Genomic DNA, 16006 nt, shown 5'->3' with positions numbered 1-16006 from the left:
GCTCCGCCTGCCTGTTGACGCGACCCGAGTCTCTGCACCTCAGGTTCCGGCGATCCCCTGTCTCCGCATTCAACAGGCACCACACGCGAAGTTGATAGACTCATGATGGACAATGTTGGGCAAACGTAGGGGAACTTCGACGTTCGTCCCAATTATCGAAATTTCCGACGCTCGCTGCGATCGGTTCCGGCAACTGCGCTTTGCGAACAATCCGCCACGCGCGTCGCGCCATCGTTTGGCCTGATGCTCGAACCGTCGGCAGGTCAACCGAGAGCTGCGTCATCGGGCCGCGTGTTGTTCCAACGCGTGATCGAGTTCCTGCTCAGCTTGCGGAAGAGTGCCAGGATCATCCTTCGACGGCGGTCTCGCGCACGGCTTTCGGCAGCGCCTCCCAGATCCGGATGAGGTCACCGATCGAAGACGCCTGCAGCTTGCGCATGACGTTGGCACGATGCAGCTTGACGGTCACCTCGCTGATCCCGAGCTCGAAGGCGATCTGCTTGTTGACGCCGCCATGCGCAACCCTGTGCAGCACCTCGCGCTCGCGCGGTGTCAGCATCCTGACGCGTTCGAGATAGCCCTTGACGACCAGGGCCTGCTGCCGGCGCGCCGCATCCATCGTGATGCCGGCGAGCACGGCGTCGAGCAACGCCTGGTCCCGCACTGGCTTGGTGAGGAAGTCGATGGCGCCGGCCTTCATCGCCTGCACGGTCATCGGAATGTCGCCATGTCCGGTCAGGAAGATGATCGGCTTGGGATTGCCGTTCTGGACCAGATAGGCTTGCAGGTCGAGACCGCTGGCGCCCGGCATCCGCACGTCGAGGATGAGACAGCCGGGGCGTTGCAGGACATCCGCCTCGAGCAACTCCCTGGTGGAAGCGAAGCCGATCGACTGGAAGCCGACCGACAGGATCAATTCGGACAACGCCTCCCGCACCGACGCATCGTCATCGACGATCAGGACGACCGGTTGCGCAGCATTATCGCCCGGCAGCGGCCGGGCTGACGGCAGGCGTCGTTGCAGCGGCGCGTCAATCCTCATGCTTCCCCTCCCTTCCGTCACGCAGGGCATCATCCACCGCGGCGAGCAGCGCCTGGCCGTCGAACGGCTTGCGGAAGAATCCGCTCAATCCCTGGGCACGGCTCTGATCCGCCACCTCATGGCGACCGCTGATCAGGAACACCGGCAGGTCCGGCCGCTGCTTCAGGGCGCGCCTGCGAAGCTCGAAGCCATCAACCCCGGGAATGCCGACATCGGTGATGAGCACGTCCACATTGGCAAAGCCGGCAGCGAGCATCGCCTGCGCCGACGAGAAGCAGCATGTCTGATAGCCTGCGGACTCCAACAGCTCCGCCAGCGATTCAACCAGCCTCGGATCGTCGTCGACAACAGCGACAACCCTCTTACTCACGGTCGGTCCCTCCGCCGCGCCGGGAGTGGGTGACGGGAATTTGCAGCCGCTCCGCGCTGCGCACGAGGTCGGCGAGCGACGCCGCCGCCATTTTCTGCATCACATTCCTTCGATGGATCTGAAGCGTCACCTCGCTGATGCCGAGTTCCGCTGCCGCCTGCTTGTTCATGAGGCCGCTGACCACGAGCGGCAGCACGTCACGCTCACGCGGCGTCAGGCTGAGGTAACGCTGCCGCAAGCCGGAGAGTTCGGCGCGATCCGCCCTCCTGACCCGGTCCTGGTCGATCGCCGCCCGGATCGCGGCCATCACGTCGTCATCGCTGAACGGCTTGGTCAGAAAATCCAGCGCACCATGCTTGATGGCACGAACCGACGACGGGATATCGCCATGCCCGGTGATGAACACGATCGGCGGATGATCGCCCTGCGCGATCTGCCGCTGCAGATCGAGCCCGTTGATGTCGGGTAGCTCGACGTCGAGCACCAGACAGGCCGGCACGTCCGGCTTCCCGGCGTCGATATACGCCCCGGCGCAGGCGAACGTCGCGGTCTCGACGCCATGCGAGGCCAACAGCTCGCTCAACGCCTCGCGAGTGCGCTCGTCGTCGTCCACGATTAAGACAATCTGCTCCTCGGCCGTCATGTCGCCCTGTTCGCCTCGATCGGCAATGTGAAAATGAAGCTGGCGCCGTGCGGCTCATTTTCTTCCGCCCACAAATGCCCACCATGCGACTCGACGATCGAGCGGCAGATCGCAAGGCCCATGCCCATCCCGGACTCCTTCGTCGTGAAAAACGGCTGAAACACCCGGTCTGGGAATTCGACGCCCGGGCCACGGTCGCTGATCCGCACCCGAACCGCATCCTCGATCCGATCGAGGCGGATCCGGATCGATCTGTCGTCGATGGCCCGCTCCATGGCCTCCATGCCGTTGCGGATCAGGTTGCTCAGAACCTGCTGGATCTGAACGCGATCGACGGTCACGGGCGGTATGGCGGATTCGACATCGATATCGAGCCGGATGCGGCGCCGCACGGCTTCTTCGGACATCAGCTCGCGCACCTCGGCGATGATGCTGCCCAACTCCGCGCTGCTTCGCTTGTCGAGCGATTGCCTGAACAAGGCGCGGATGCGGCTCACGACATCGGCGGCGCCATTCGCGTCGCGGATGATGCGCTCGACCGTCTTGCGCGCCCGCTCCAGGTTTGGCGGGTCCGCCGTCAACCAGCGCTGGCAGGCATGCGAATTGGCCACGACGGCGGCCAGCGGCTGGTTCACCTCGTGCGCGATCGATGCCGAGAGCTCGGCAAGGCTCGCCGCCTGGCTTGCGCCGGCAAGCTCGGCCTGCGCCATCCGTAACTCTTCCTGCGCCCGCACCTCGGCGTCGATGTCCAGACAGATCACATTCCACTGCACGATGGCGCCATCGGCGTTGCGCATCGCGCCGGCGCGGGTCTCGACCCAGCGATACTCGCCGTCGAAACGCCGCAGACGGTGCCTGCGGGCATACGGCTCGCCCGACGCCAATGAGTGCGCGTATCGCTGCTTGACGCCGTCAAGGTCGTCGGGATGGACACCGGCGTCGAGCGTCGCTTCGAGGCGCCCCTTCTCATTGCCGTCGAGCTCCTCGAGATCGTATCCAAGAAACTCGCGGAGCTGACGGCTGCGATAGATCGGCTCGCCATCCGGCGCGGCGCAATCGATCATGGCCGGCAGCGTCTCGACGAGTTGGCGCAGCGATCGCTCGCTCTCCTTCACCGCCTCCTGGGCCGTCACCAGGTCGTGGATATCGACGCTCACGCCGTACCACTGGATGATATTGCCGGCATCGTCGCGCAGCGGCTCGGCGCGGGTCTCCGTCCAGTGGTAGGCACCCCCGGCGCGGAGCTGGCGATAGATCATGACGTAAGGCTCGCCCGTCCTGAACGAGTGGGTGATCGCCGCAATCGCGGCCGCCCTGTCGTCCGGGTGAACGACACTCAGCGACGGCGATCCGTCGGGCGCGGTGATGTCCTCGAGGGAAGCACCGGTTGCGACCTTGAACCGCTTGTTGACATAGGTCGGCGTTCCATCCGGCGTCGTGCTCCAGATCAGCGCGGGCACCGCGTCGATCAGTTGCTGAAGCTGGCGTTCGCTCTTGCGCAGCGCGTCCTCCGCCTGCCTCTTCGCCTCGATATCGATCATCGTGCCGTACCAGCCGGCCAGTTCGCCCCGCTCATCGCGCGACAGCGAACCGAACGACCGAAACCAGCGATAGGTTCCGTCCGAGCCGCGCACCCGATACTCTGCATCGAACGGAATGCCGGTCTTCAGGGAATGGCGGCGGATCTCCATCACCTGCGCATAGTCGTCGGGATGGATGGCACGCCGCCAGCCGGCATTGTCCAGAACGTGAAACAGCCCGGTCTTGTCGGCGAGCTCGCCGAGATAGGCCAGCGTACTCGCACTCACATGGGTGATGTGACCATCCGGGCTCGCCGACCAGGTGTAGGCCGGCATGCTCTCGATGATCCGCATGGCCTGCACCGCATCGGCGCTCAGCTTTACCGATGACGGGATCGCGACGATCTCGCCGATGCAAAGCGCGAGGATGGCAAACAGCGCCAGCGATAGCGCGGCGCTCTGGGGGTCGTGCGCATGGAAATGCGCGGCAATCGCGCCGACGAACGCGACGGCCCACACGACCCGCAGGAGCAGGGCTGCCCGTCGGTCGACATGGAGGTATAGGGCAGCCACCACGGCCAGCAGGCCGAAGGGCGATTTCGTGAGCCAGCTGGCGGTAATGCCGGCGAGGCAGGCTGCGATCGCCAGGAAAGCGCGCTGGCGGGGCAACGCTGGCATCGTGCTGGGCTGCCTCGCCCGCGAGCGATCAGCCTTGCGGTCAATCTTGGCGTCAATCTTGGGAGCAGCCTCAAGATCGGCACTGTCGTGTTTGGCGCTATTGGTCAAATGAGGGCCGGAGTTGATCAAGCTGGGCGGTTTACGCCCCGATTGTAACCCCGCCACGTCCCGGCCGCACCTCATGGAAACCCATGTACGCCGGCGTCCCGTTCGCAGCCGGATGGATCGCCGCAGCGGAGGACGTGGGATGACCTGACGACCGGCGAACAGAGGCTATCCCGCGGCACAGTATCGCCGTCTCGGAAACCGTGCCTTTTTTCCCGCATCGCGGCCAGCTGGCATGCCGGCCGCGCACTCATGATCCGGGAAAGCCGTCATGCTCGATATCAGTGGCACCGTCAGCGGCGCGAAGGCAAATCCATGAACAAGCCTGTCCTGCATGATCTTCCGAACGATCGGCCGGCGACACCCGACGACCGCCCGGATGGCCCGCCGCTTCCCGGCCAGCGCTCGGCCAATACCGAAATGGCACGCGTGCTGAAGACGAGGCCGGTCCGCTTCGCTCTGGAGCCATCCGGCGGCTCGATTGCCTACTGGCAACACGATCCCGTGCATGAGATCGTCAAGCCGATGGCCGACCACGTCATCATGGCCTATCCCGCCGGCATTCAACGGCTCGAGCGGCGGAGCGGAAAATCGGTTGCGATCGGCACCGCGCGGCCGGGGGTGGTGACGGTCATTCCCGCCGGCGCGACCTCGCGGTGGGATGTCGTTGCGGCCGGTTCGGCGGGCCGCGCAGATTCGCCTCAACTCTTGAATCTGATCCAGCTTTATCTTCCACACGCCACGCTCGAGCGCATCGCAAGCGAAGCCGATCTGGGTGCTCTGGCAGATCTGACCGAACGGATCGGACATCCCGACGCCATCACGGCGCGATTGCTGACCAGCGGGGCTGACCTCCTGGAGAACAACACCGCGTTGGATACCCTGTTCAGGCAGCAGCTGACGGACCTGTTGGCGACCCGCCTGCTCGTCGCGCATTCCGGCTCGACCATCAATGTGCCGCCGGCGGTCGGCGGGCTGTCGCCTGCGGTGCTTCGTCGTGCCATCGAGCGCCTGCGCTCGGACAGCGATGCGGACGTCTCGCTCGCCGCGCTGGCGTCGGATGCGGGGTTGTCGCGCTTCCACTTCTGCCGCGCCTTCAAGGAGAGCACCGGGCTCTCGCCGCATGCTTTCCTGCGCCAGCACCGACTCGAGCAGGCCATGAAGATGCTGCGCGATACCGACGCGTCCGTCGTCACGGTGTCGGCCGCGCTGGGCTACGCCTCCCAGACCGCGTTTGCCGCGGCCTTCAGGAGGTTGACCGGAGATACGCCGAGCAATTGGCGGCGCCGCATGCGCTAGCAGCAATTGCGCTGCAACGGTCTCAATCGCTCTGGGGCAGCGGCGCAATTGACGGCGTAAACCATCAGCATGCCCACGCTAACAACAGGAGACAAGCAAGATGGCCTGGAACAACTCGGTCGCCCGGCTCGCACGGACGTCGCGACGAAAGCTGCTCACGGCTTCGATCATGTCGGCAATGTCGCTGACAATCCGCTCGACATCCGCCGTCGGCAAGGAAACAAAAGCTCCGACCGGCGCCGGCGACACGGTGCGTCCCGTCACCTCGATCACGACAACAGATGGCGTGCACATCTTCTACAAGGATTGGGGACCGAAATCTGCCCAGCCGATCGTCTTCCACCACGGCTGGCCGCTCAGCTCCGACGACTGTGATGCCCAGATGCTGTTCTTCCTCGGCCGCGGCTACCGCGTCATCGCCCATGATCGACGCGGTCACGGCCGATCGAGCCAGGTCAGCGACGGGCACGACATGGATCACTACGCGGCTGATGTCGCGGCCCTCGTCGAGCATCTCGATCTTCGCAATGCCATTCACATCGGCCACTCCACCGGTGGCGGCGAGGCCGCGCGTTATGTCGCGCGCCACGGCAAGAATCGTGTGGCGAAGCTGGTCCTGATCGGTGCCGTGCCGCCGCTGATGTTGAAGACCGAGGCCAATCCCGGTGGCCTGCCCATCGAGGTCTTCGACAGCCTGCGCAATCAGCTCGCCGCCAACCGCGCGCAATTCTACTTCGATTTCGCATCCGGCCCGTTCTACGGTTACAATCGTCCCGGTGCCGAAACATCGCAGCCGGTGATCTGGAATTGGTGGCGCCAGGGCATGACCGGAAGCGCCAAGGCGCACCACGACTGCATCAAGGCCTTCTCGGAGACCGATTTCACCGATGACCTGAAGGCCATCACCGTTCCCACGCTCGTTCTGCATGGTGGCGACGACCAGATCGTGCCGGTCTCCGATTCCGCCCTGCTGTCGGCCAAGCTGCTGCAGCACAGCCAGCTCAAGATCTATGACCTGCTGCCGCACGGCCTCTGCACCACGCAGCCCGGCATCGTCAATGCCGACATCCTCGCGTTCATCTCGGCCCGAAGGGCCTGATTTTGAATCGAATGATCGAGCCCGGCTTCAGCCTGGCTCTCCCCGATGGGAAGAGGTGAGCCTCTCTTGCTGCTCGCGCTCGACCTCACCTCAATCGCAGTTTCGTAAAGGACGATCACATGAAGAACGACAAGGTCATCATCCTGACCGGCGGCACCTCCGGCATCGGCCGCGCGGCCGCCCTCGCCTTCGCACGGCAAGGCGACAAGGTGCTGGTCACCGGCCGCCGGCCCGGCCCCCTCGAGGAAGCGGTTGCCGAGCATCCGAACATCACGGGCCTGATCGCGGATGCCGCCTCCGCCGATGATGCGCGGCGCACGGTCGCCAAGGCGATCGCGGCCTGGGGCAGGCTCGATGCCGTCATCAACAATGCGGGCGCCGGCGCGATCCTGGCGCTGGAAGATGCGACGGCCGACCGGATCGCGGACATCTTCGCGGTCAATGTGGTCGGGCCGAGCCTGCTCGCCGCCGCCGCGCTTCCGCACCTGACGGCGACGCGCGGCGCCATCGTCAACGTCTCCAGCACCTACGGACACAAGCCGGCGGCAGGCCTGTCGCACTACGCAGCGAGCAAGGCGGCGCTGGAGCATTTGACCCGCTGCTGGGCGCTCGAGCTTGCGCCGCTCGGCGTGAGAGTGAACGCCGTTGCGGCGGGGCCGACCGAATCCGGCGCGCTCACCGGCATGATGGGTCTCAGCGACGAGCAGGCGGCGGCCGTAAAGGAGCAGGAACGCACACGCATCCCGCTTGGACGACGCGGCCTTCCGGACGACGTGGCCGAATGGATCGTGCGGCTCGCCGGTCCCGCCACGCAATGGATGACCGGTCAGATCATAACCGTCGACGGCGGACTGGAGCTGGCATGAGCGTGCCCCCTGCCACTGATTTGCCCGACGGCGCAAGTCCCCGCAGCAAAAATATTTCGCTTTATCCGAAGCGTAACTCAGTGTATAGAAACGCCCGTCTCACCCGATCGAGGGGCGCTGCGCATCGTCACGGGTGTTGCGGTGAGATGCGGTGGACGCGACAAGCGCAACTGACGAGTGCGCATGAAGCGGACGGCGAAATCGTGCAGGCCTGACGCCCTAGCGGCAGGTGTCCTCTCGCAAAGCGCGCAAGCGTTTGCGAGGGCGGTGACAAAAAAGCCCAGTCTCGCCGGGGAGAGCATGTATAAGCCGTAACCCATCGCGCAGGAAAGCCGGGTTGTTTCCGGTTACACCTGTGGTCCTACCCCCGAGCTTTCTACCCATTGCTCGGGGCCCATGGGTGCGATCGGCACCCGGCTTTCCCTGCGCCCTCTGTTCAAGAGAGGGCGGAAAGAAGAGCAAAGCTCGGACAAAATATGTCGCGAGAACGCAAACGGTATGACTCACAAGTCGCGCAACAAATTGAGTGTCGTCCCGGCGAAGGCCGGGACCCATAACCACAAATTCCGATTGTCAAGCATCGCTGGAACGACGTGTCCTTACAACAACGTCCGCCGCGGCGTATGGGTCCCGGCCTTCGCCGGGACGACGCGAAGGAAGCTGCCTGCTCGCATTCCTCTCCGGCGTCGTCATCCGCGCATCCAGTACGCCCCAACCTCTCGGCTCCAGCACCGCCGTTTCTCGAATATACTGGATCACCCGCTTTCCCGGGTGACGACACCGAACAAGCTCCGCGGCTTTGCGCCGCGAGCCGCGCTGCGGCGCAACAATCAAAATGAGACTGCCCGTTAAGCCACCCCGCGTCGACGACATCCGCGCCGCGCCTGCCTTCGGCTAGCTTTGCCGGCAACAACCGGACGCCCATCAGCCTTCGCACGGCAAGTGGACGCCGGCGACAACGCAGAGGGAGGAGCGCGATGTTGAAAGGCAGTTTGGGACTGATTGCGTTGAGCAGCCTGTTGCTTTCGGGCACGGCGTTCGCTCAGGAGAAGATCAAGGTCGGCGTCACCGCGACGCTCGAGGGCACCTACACGGTGCTCGGCGAGGACGGCATGCGCGGCTTCCAGACGGCGCTCAACGTGCTCGGCAAGAAGATCGGCGACAAGGAGCTCGAATTCGTCGTCGCCTCGACCGACGCGACGCCCGACTCCGCGGTGCGCGCGGTGCGCAAGCTGATCGAGCAGGACAAGGTGCAGATCCTGCTGTCGCCGCTGTCCGGCGACGAAGGCATCGCGGTCAAGAACTTCGCCAAGACCCATCCGGAGCTGACCTTCGTCAACGCCGCCTCCGGCGCGCAGGAGACGACCTATGTCGATCCGGCGCCGAACTTCTTCCGCTACAACATGGACGGCGCGCAGTGGCAGGTCGGCCTCGGCAAATACGCCTACGAGACCAAGGGCTATCGCAAGATCGCGACCGTCGGCGAGGACTACTCCTTCATCTACACCCAGGTATTTGGCCTGGTGCTCGAGTTCTGCGGCGCCGGCGGCCAGGTCACCAACCGACAATGGGTGCCGCTCGGCACCAAGGACTTTGCCTCCGTGATCGCCGCGCTGCCTGACGACGTCGACGCGATCTATCTCGGCCTCGGCGGCGCCGACGCCGTCAACTTCCTCAACCAGTATCAGCAGGCCGGCGGCAAGGCGCATCTGATGGGCGGCTCGATCATGATCGACCAGACCATCCTGTCGTCGAAGGGCAGCGCCAAGAACGCGCTGATCGGCACCATCGCCGCGAGCGGCCAGGCCGATACCTGGGAGGATCCGGGCTGGCAGAAATTCGTGAAGGCCTATCAGGATGCCTTCCCGCCGGCCAAACGCTTCCCGAGCCCGTCGCTGCTCGCGACCAACTATTACGGCTCGACGATGGCGCTGATCCTGGCGCTGCGCCAGGTCAATGGCGATCTCTCCAACAACCAGGCCAAGCTCAAGGACGCGCTGGCGAAGATCGAGATCGACGCGCCGAACGGCAAGATCAAGCTCGACTCCAACCGCCAGGCGATCGGCACCAATTTCGTCACCGAGGTGGTCGATGACGGCAAGGGCGCACTGTTCAGCAAGGTCGTCAAGGTGATCCCGAACGTCAACCAGACGCTGGGCTACGATCCGGCGGTGTTCGCCAAGATCGGCCTGCCGAGCCGCACGGTCCCGGAGTGCAAGAAGTACTGACGTATTTGTTGCAGTGCAGGCTGAACGGCCGGGGCATGGTGCGCGGTTGCATCAAGAGCCCTGCTCGCCCTTGCTTTCCGCGGGCGGATGATGAACGCTTGTCGAAAAGACAAGAACATCCCGCGGGAGGGGAGGCATGAGCAGGGCGCTTGCCGTCTTCCACGGCCGGTTCGGTCGCGCGACGGTCTATCAGTTGAACCGTCCCTTCAACGTGCATGCGCACCGCGAGGGGCATCTGATCTTTCATGTCGGCGGAACGCCGGCGCAGATCGACGTCTCGGAGCAGCGGCTGCTGCTCAAGGACGACACCGTCGTCGCGGTCAACCCGTGGGAACCGCACAACTTTCTGCCGACCGACATGGATCACGGCGCGATCTTCTTCGTGCTCTATGTCAACGCCGAATGGTTCGCGCCGCAGCCCGCGACGGCACAGGGCCTGCGGTTCGGCCGCACCTTCTTTCCGCGCACCGAAGCGCTCGACCGGCTGATCCGCCGCACCGCAGCACTAGTGTGCGGCGCGCCGTCGCTGCGCAGCCTCGATTGCGAACTCCGGCAGCTGATCGACTCCTGCTACGAGGAGAGCTGGCAGGCCGCGCAGGATGCGCGCGCGGCGGCCGCGGTGACCGATTTCAGGGTGCGCAAATCGATCAAGCTGATGTCGGAAAGCCCCGGCGCCGAGATCGAGCTCGATGCGATCGCGCGCGAGGCCGGGCTGTCGCGGCCGCATTTCTACCGGCTGTTCCGCACCCAGACCGGCGTCACCCCTCACCTCTACATGAACACGCTGATCATGGAGCAGGCGCTCGATGCGCTGGTGGCGACCGAGACGCCGATCGCCGATATCGGCTTCGACCTCGGCTTCTCCTCGCAGAGCGGCTTCACCCGCTTCTTCGCCGCCAATGTCGGCATGGCCCCGACCGACTATCGCCGCGCCGCCAAGGTGTTGCGGCCGTGAAGGAGTTCCGGAGCGCACGATAAAAGATACTGTCGATCAAATCCTGAGCTTACGCCCTCGGTAGGATACTGGACACGCGGCCCGGCAGACGGTCGCGACCAGTGAGGGAACGCGACGGAGATGGCCAGGTTCATCGAACGCCATCCGGCCTGGGCGCTGATCGTGATCATCGCGGTCGCGGTGCTCGCGTGGCTGGTGTTCGCGATCTGGCCGCCGGGGCTGGAGGCCGCGATCGGCCGCAAGCGCGTGTTCCTCAACGCGGTGCTGAACGGCATCACGCTCGGCGGGCTCTACTTCCTGGTGGCCAGCGGCTTCACGCTGATCTTCGGCCTGATGCGCAACGTCAACCTTGCGCACGGCTCGCTCTATCTGTTCGGCGGCTATGTCGGCTACGCGATCAGCAGCTGGACCGGGTCGTGGCTCCTCAGCTTCATCATCGCCTTCATCGCGGTGGCGCTGGTCGGCGTGATCCTGCAGCTCGTCGTGTTCCGACGCATGGAGGGTCAGGACCTCAGGCAGACGATGGTGACGATCGGGCTGTCGATCGTGTTCGCCGATCTGATGCTCTGGGTGTTCGGCGGCGATTTCTACCAGATCCAGACCCCGAGCTGGCTGATCGGCCCGATCCAGCTGCCGCTGCTGACCGCGATCAAATCAACGGGCGAACCGGTCTATCTGCAATACCCGCTGGTGCGGCTGGTGATCTTCGCTGCGTCCGTCGTGATCGGAATCGCGATGTGGCTGGCGCTCAACCGGACGCGGATCGGCATGATCGTGCGTGCCGGCGTCGACGACCGCGACATCCTGGCCGCCACCGGCGTGCGGATCCAGCTGGTGTTCGTGCTGGTGTTCGCGCTCGGCGCGGGCCTTGCCGGCATTGCCGGCGTGGTCGGCGGCACCTTCCAGTCGCTGTCGCCGGGCGAGGATACGCGGTTCCTGCTCGCCTCCCTCGTCGTCGTGATCGTCGGCGGCATGGGCTCGATCCCGGGAGCGGCGCTCGGCGCCGTCATCATCGGCCTCGCCGAGCAGCTCGGCTCGGTCTACATCCCGACCTACGCCATCGTCGTCACCTTCCTGATCATGGTGCTGGTGCTGGCGCTGCGGCCGCAGGGCCTGCTCGCGAGGCGATGACAGATGTCGCTGCTCCAGAGCACCCAGTTCCGCCCCGATCCATCCGCCAACGCGGCCCGCCGAGCCTTCATCCGTGCCTGGCCGGAATTCCAGAACCCGGCGGCCTGGCTGGTCGCGCTGATCCTCGTGATCATGCCGCTGATCGCCAACGGTTTCTTCCTGATCGAGATCTTCGCCACCACGCTGATCCTCGGCATCATCGCGCTCAGCCTGATGTTCCTCGCCGGCTATGGCGGCATGGTCAGCCTGATGCAGCTCACCATCGCGGGCTTCGCCGGCTACATGGTCGCGGTGTTCGGCATCAGCGGCAACGCCAATATCAGCCTCGGCTGGCCGTGGTGGCTGGCAACCCCGATGGCGCTGGCGCTGGCGACGCTGTTCGGCACGCTCGGCGGCGCGCTCGCGGTGCGCACCGAGGGCATCTACACCATCATGATTACGCTCGCGATCGGTGCCGCGTTCTACTACTTTACCAACCAGAATTGGGCGATCTTCAACGGCCACACCGGCATCAACACCGTCGCGACGCCGCAGTTCTGGGGCGTCGACTGGCGCGCCGATATCGCCTTCTATTATGTCACGCTCGGCGTCGCCGCGATCTGCTACTTCGCCGTCCAGTATGTCTCGCGGGCGCCGTTCGGCCTCGCGCTGCAGGGCGTCCGCGACAATTCCCGCCGCATGGCGGCGCTCGGCTTCAACCCCAATGCGCACCGCATCGCGGCCTACGCCTTCGCCGCCTTCATCGCCGCGCTCGGCGGCGTGCTGCAGGTCTGGAACTACCGGCAGATCTCGCCCGGCTCGGTCAGCGTCGGCGCCTGCATCGACGTCCTGATCATCGCCGTGGTGGGCGGCATCACGCGGCCGATCGGACCCTTCATCGGCGCGCTGATCTTCGTGCTGCTGCGGACTTTCGCGCTCGACGTGCTGATCAAGTTCGGACTCGACGGCAACCGCTTCCGGCTGCTGATCGGGCTCGGCTTCCTCGCCATCGTGTTCTGGTCATCCGACGGCGTGATCGGCCTGTGGGAACGCTGGCGGCGGCGCAACGCATCCTCGACGCAACGTTCAGGCGGAGGTCGCCATGGATAGCGTCGCGCAGCGGCTGTCCGTGGTCGGCGCTGGCGCGGCGCTCGAGCTGCGCGGCGTGACCAGGCTGTTCGGCGCGCTGGCGGCGCTGACCGACGTCACCATCACGGTGCGGCCCGGCGAAAGGCGCGCGGTGCTTGGCTCGAACGGCGCCGGCAAGACGACGCTGTTCAACTGCATCACCGGCGACTTTGCGCCTTCCTCCGGCACGATCCGCTTCTTCGGCGAGGATATCACCCAGTTCCCGCCCTATGAGCGGATCCGCCGGGGCTTACGCCGCACCTACCAGATCTCGGCGCTGTTCCCCGGCCTCACGGTGCAGGACAACGTCTACCTCGCCTGCCGCGGCGTCTCGCGCGACCGGTTCTCGTTCCTGCGCCCGGGGCAGAACGATGCGCTGATGCACGCGACCGAAACGCTGGTACAGGCGGTTCACCTCAGCGGCGTGAAGGACCAGCGCGTCGCCGAACTCGCACATGGCCAGCAGCGGCAGCTCGAGATCGCGCTGGCGCTGGCCGGCGCGCCGCGCTTCATCCTGTTCGACGAGCCGGCAGCGGGGCTGTCGCCTACCGAGCGGCGCGAGCTGATCGAGATCCTGACCTCGCTGCCGGCGCATATCGGCTACATCATCATCGAGCACGACATGGACGTCGCGCTGCGCGTGGTCGAGAGCGTGACGATGATGCACAACGGCCGCATCTTCAAGGAAGGCCTGCCGCGCGAGATCGAATCCGATCCCGAGGTGCAGGAGCTCTATCTCGGAGGCGGCCATGAATGACCGCCGAGCAGTGCCCGCGCTCGAGGTGAAGGGCCTCGACGTCTATTACGGCCATTCGCATGCGCTGCAGGGCGTCGATCTCACGCTCGAGTCCGGCGTGTTCTCGGTGGTCGGCCGCAACGGCATGGGCAAGACCACGCTGTGCAAGGCCATCATGGGCCTCGTGCGCGCCAGCGGCGGCTCGATCCGGATCCGCGGCGAGGAGGTCACGCGGCTCAATCCGGCGCGGATCGCCCGGCTCGGCGTCGGCTATGTGCCGCAGGGCCGCCGCCTGTGGCGCTCGCTGACCGTCGACGAACACCTCGCGCTTGCCGGCGGCCTGCGGCGCGGCGCCTGGACCATCGAGCGAATCTACGACACCTTCCCGCGCCTTGCCGAGCGCAAGAGCAATGGCGGCAACCAGCTGTCCGGCGGCGAGCAGCAGATGCTCGCGATCGCGCGCGCGCTGCTGACCAATCCGCATCTGCTGATCATGGACGAGCCGACCGAAGGTCTCGCGCCCGTGATCGTCGCCCAGGTCGAGGACATGCTGCTGCGGCTCGGCGATGAGGGGGACATCTCCGTGCTGGTCATCGAGCAGAACATCGGTGTGGCGACGGCGGTGTCGCGCAACGTCGCCATCATGGTCAATGGCCGGATCAACCGGATCATCGATTCCGCCCGCCTTGCAACCGACCGCGAGCTGCAGCAGCGGTTGCTCGGCGTCGGCACCCATGGCGCCGACGAGACCGACGCCGAGCCAGCACCGGCGAAGGCCGAAGCGGTCGGTGCCCCGCAGCCGGAACGCAAGGGGCCGACCCGCATCTACGTCTCCAATCCCGTGCTGCCGACCCGCTGGTCGCAGCCGGTGCCGATCGCCCGCATCGAGGCCGCCGCGCGGACGCAGTCCGCCGGGGTCACGCGGCTCGAGGAAACAAGTCGCTCGCGGCGCGAACCGGCGACGTCCAGAACGTCGGGGCCACCCGTCGTGCTGGTCGTCGGCACGCTGGACACCAAGGGCGCGGAACTGCGCTTCATCCGCGATATCATCGCCGGCAGCGGCCTGCGCACCCGACTGGTCGATGTCTCGACCAGCGGCAAGGCGGCGAGCTGCGACGTCACCGCGCAGGAGATCGCACTCAACCACGGCCGCGCCGGTTCGGGCGTGTTCGGCGCCGATCGCGGCGCCTCGGTGACGGCGATGGCGGAGGCGTTCGAGCGATGGCTGCGTCGCCAGGGCAATATCGCCGGGATCATCTCCGCCGGCGGCTCCGGCGGCGCGTCGCTGGTCGCGCCCGGCATGCGCGCGCTGCCGGTCGGGGTGCCGAAGCTGATCATCTCCTCGGTCGCGTCCGGCGACGTCGGTCCCTATGTCGGTCCCGCCGACATCACCATGATGTATTCGGTGGCCGACGTGCAGGGTCTCAACTCGATTTCGCGCACGGTGCTCGGCAACGGCGCTCATGCGCTGGTCGGCATGGTCAAGGCGCGGCTCGATGAGCAGGCCGGCAAGCAGCGCGATGCAGGCGCGAGCCTTCCGGCGATCGGCATCACCATGTTCGGCGTCACCACGCCGGCCGTGCAGAAGATCGCAGCCGACCTGCGCGAGGATTTCGAGTGCCTCGTCTTCCACGCCACCGGCGTCGGCGGCCGCTCGATGGAGAAGCTGGTCGAGTCCGGCCAACTCGCCGGCGTGATCGACCTCACCACGACCGAGGTCTGCGACCTCCTGATGGGCGGCGTGTTCCCGGCGACCGAGGATCGCTTCGGCGCCATCATCCGCAGCCGCGTGCCCTATGTCGGCTCGGTCGGCGCGCTCGACATGGTGAACTTCGGCGCACCCGACACGATCCCGGAGCGCTATCGGCAGCGCAAATTCCATATCCACAATCCGCAGGTCACGTTGATGCGGACCACGCCGGAAGAGAACGAGCGCATGGGCCGCTGGATCGGCGAACGGCTCAACCAGATGGACGGGCCGGTGCGCTTCTTCCTGGCCGAGGGCGGCGTCTCCGCGCTCGATGCAGCCGGCCAGCCGTTCTGGGACCCGGAGGCCGATGCGGCGCTGTTCCGCGCGCTGGAGCGCACCGTGCGCCAGACCGGCAATCGGCAGATCATCCGCATCAAACGCAACATCAACGATCCCGAGTTCACCGCCGCCATCGTCAGCGCGTTCCGCCCCTTGCTTGGACGCGCCGGTGGTCGGCGGAGAGTGGCGAGGTGACCC

13 protein-coding genes are annotated in these 16006 nt (G+C 65.8%); 9 read left to right on the top strand and 4 right to left on the bottom strand.

The annotated features are described in order from the left end of the window. Positions 1-346: 346 nt before the first annotated feature. Genes J2R78_RS23650 through J2R78_RS23635 form a run of 4 tightly spaced genes read right to left on the bottom strand, consistent with a single transcriptional unit; the run spans position 347 to position 4253 of the window. Positions 347-1042 (bottom strand): response regulator transcription factor, encoded by a 696-nt coding sequence (locus J2R78_RS23650; RefSeq protein WP_253607040.1) that lies wholly within the window; start codon positions 1040-1042, stop codon positions 347-349. After that, the gene (locus J2R78_RS23645; protein ID WP_253607039.1) at positions 1032-1412 is read right to left on the bottom strand and encodes a response regulator transcription factor; all 381 of its coding nucleotides are present in this window, start codon (positions 1410-1412) and stop codon (positions 1032-1034) included. Before J2R78_RS23645 ends, J2R78_RS23650 begins: the two co-directional genes overlap by 11 nt. Continuing rightward, the gene (locus tag J2R78_RS23640) at positions 1405-2055 is read right to left on the bottom strand and encodes a response regulator transcription factor (protein ID WP_253607038.1); all 651 of its coding nucleotides are present in this window, start codon (positions 2053-2055) and stop codon (positions 1405-1407) included. The genes J2R78_RS23645 and J2R78_RS23640 overlap by 8 nt, the downstream gene beginning before the upstream one ends. Continuing rightward, on the bottom strand, positions 2052-4253 hold the full coding sequence (locus tag J2R78_RS23635; RefSeq protein ID WP_253607037.1) for a PAS domain-containing protein: 2202 nt from the start codon (positions 4251-4253) through the stop codon (positions 2052-2054). Before J2R78_RS23635 ends, J2R78_RS23640 begins: the two co-directional genes overlap by 4 nt. A 420-nt stretch (positions 4254-4673) precedes the next feature. Between J2R78_RS23635 and J2R78_RS23630 the strand changes: the two genes are divergently transcribed. The 9 genes from J2R78_RS23630 to J2R78_RS23590 all read left to right on the top strand — a co-directional run bounded on the left by J2R78_RS23630 (position 4674) and on the right by J2R78_RS23590 (position 16003). Continuing rightward, the gene (locus tag J2R78_RS23630; protein WP_309145013.1) at positions 4674-5657 is read left to right on the top strand and encodes an AraC family transcriptional regulator; all 984 of its coding nucleotides are present in this window, start codon (positions 4674-4676) and stop codon (positions 5655-5657) included. Positions 5658-5757: 100 nt separating this feature from the next. Further along, positions 5758-6756 carry an alpha/beta fold hydrolase gene (locus J2R78_RS23625; protein WP_253607035.1) on the top strand — a complete coding sequence of 333 codons (999 nt, stop codon included), beginning with the start codon at positions 5758-5760 and terminating at the stop codon, positions 6754-6756. 119 nt (positions 6757-6875) lie between these two features. Next, positions 6876-7622 carry an SDR family NAD(P)-dependent oxidoreductase gene (locus J2R78_RS23620; RefSeq protein WP_253607034.1) on the top strand — a complete coding sequence of 249 codons (747 nt, stop codon included), beginning with the start codon at positions 6876-6878 and terminating at the stop codon, positions 7620-7622. Positions 7623-8599: 977 nt separating this feature from the next. Beyond that, the gene (locus tag J2R78_RS23615) at positions 8600-9850 is read left to right on the top strand and encodes an ABC transporter substrate-binding protein (protein ID WP_038382412.1); all 1251 of its coding nucleotides are present in this window, start codon (positions 8600-8602) and stop codon (positions 9848-9850) included. Positions 9851-9986: 136 nt separating this feature from the next. After that, positions 9987-10805 carry a helix-turn-helix transcriptional regulator gene (locus J2R78_RS23610; RefSeq protein ID WP_016847806.1) on the top strand — a complete coding sequence of 273 codons (819 nt, stop codon included), beginning with the start codon at positions 9987-9989 and terminating at the stop codon, positions 10803-10805. A 120-nt stretch (positions 10806-10925) separates the two neighbouring features. Continuing rightward, entirely contained in the window at positions 10926-11936 is a 1011-nt protein-coding gene (locus J2R78_RS23605; RefSeq protein WP_168855385.1) for a branched-chain amino acid ABC transporter permease, read from the top strand. A gap of 3 nt (positions 11937-11939) precedes the next feature. Next, complete coding sequence (locus J2R78_RS23600; RefSeq protein WP_253607033.1) at positions 11940-13025, top strand: branched-chain amino acid ABC transporter permease; 1086 nt, start codon at positions 11940-11942, stop codon at positions 13023-13025. Then, a complete protein-coding gene (locus J2R78_RS23595; RefSeq protein WP_253607032.1) occupies positions 13018-13800 on the top strand; it encodes an ABC transporter ATP-binding protein in 783 nt (260 codons plus the stop codon). Before J2R78_RS23600 ends, J2R78_RS23595 begins: the two co-directional genes overlap by 8 nt. Continuing rightward, positions 13793-16003 carry an ABC transporter permease gene (locus tag J2R78_RS23590; RefSeq protein WP_253607031.1) on the top strand — a complete coding sequence of 737 codons (2211 nt, stop codon included), beginning with the start codon at positions 13793-13795 and terminating at the stop codon, positions 16001-16003. Before J2R78_RS23595 ends, J2R78_RS23590 begins: the two co-directional genes overlap by 8 nt. Positions 16004-16006: the final 3 nt, after the last annotated feature.

Origin of the sequence: Bradyrhizobium sp. USDA 4538 (assembly GCF_024171045.1) — a bacterium.
Lineage (GTDB): Bacteria > Pseudomonadota > Alphaproteobacteria > Rhizobiales > Xanthobacteraceae > Bradyrhizobium > Bradyrhizobium australafricanum.
The sequence above is the reverse complement of the archived record's forward strand: the minus strand, read 5'-3'. Positions and strand labels throughout refer to the sequence as shown.

Bases quoted from the DNA above. Each gene is read 5' to 3' on its own strand.
- J2R78_RS23650 (WP_253607040.1), bottom strand. From the start codon at position 1,042: ATGAGGATTGACGCGCCGCTGCAACGACGCCTGCCGTCAGCCCGGCCG.
- J2R78_RS23640 (WP_253607038.1), bottom strand. From the start codon at position 2,055: ATGACGGCCGAGGAGCAGATTGTCTTAATCGTGGACGACGACGAGCGC.
- J2R78_RS23635 (WP_253607037.1), bottom strand. From the start codon at position 4,253: ATGCCAGCGTTGCCCCGCCAGCGCGCTTTCCTGGCGATCGCAGCCTGC.
- J2R78_RS23630 (WP_309145013.1), top strand. From the start codon at position 4,674: ATGAACAAGCCTGTCCTGCATGATCTTCCGAACGATCGGCCGGCGACA.
- J2R78_RS23625 (WP_253607035.1), top strand. From the start codon at position 5,758: ATGGCCTGGAACAACTCGGTCGCCCGGCTCGCACGGACGTCGCGACGA.
- J2R78_RS23620 (WP_253607034.1), top strand. From the start codon at position 6,876: ATGAAGAACGACAAGGTCATCATCCTGACCGGCGGCACCTCCGGCATC.
- J2R78_RS23615 (WP_038382412.1), top strand. From the start codon at position 8,600: ATGTTGAAAGGCAGTTTGGGACTGATTGCGTTGAGCAGCCTGTTGCTT.
- J2R78_RS23610 (WP_016847806.1), top strand. From the start codon at position 9,987: ATGAGCAGGGCGCTTGCCGTCTTCCACGGCCGGTTCGGTCGCGCGACG.
- J2R78_RS23605 (WP_168855385.1), top strand. From the start codon at position 10,926: ATGGCCAGGTTCATCGAACGCCATCCGGCCTGGGCGCTGATCGTGATC.
- J2R78_RS23600 (WP_253607033.1), top strand. From the start codon at position 11,940: ATGTCGCTGCTCCAGAGCACCCAGTTCCGCCCCGATCCATCCGCCAAC.
- J2R78_RS23595 (WP_253607032.1), top strand. From the start codon at position 13,018: ATGGATAGCGTCGCGCAGCGGCTGTCCGTGGTCGGCGCTGGCGCGGCG.
- J2R78_RS23590 (WP_253607031.1), top strand. From the start codon at position 13,793: ATGAATGACCGCCGAGCAGTGCCCGCGCTCGAGGTGAAGGGCCTCGAC.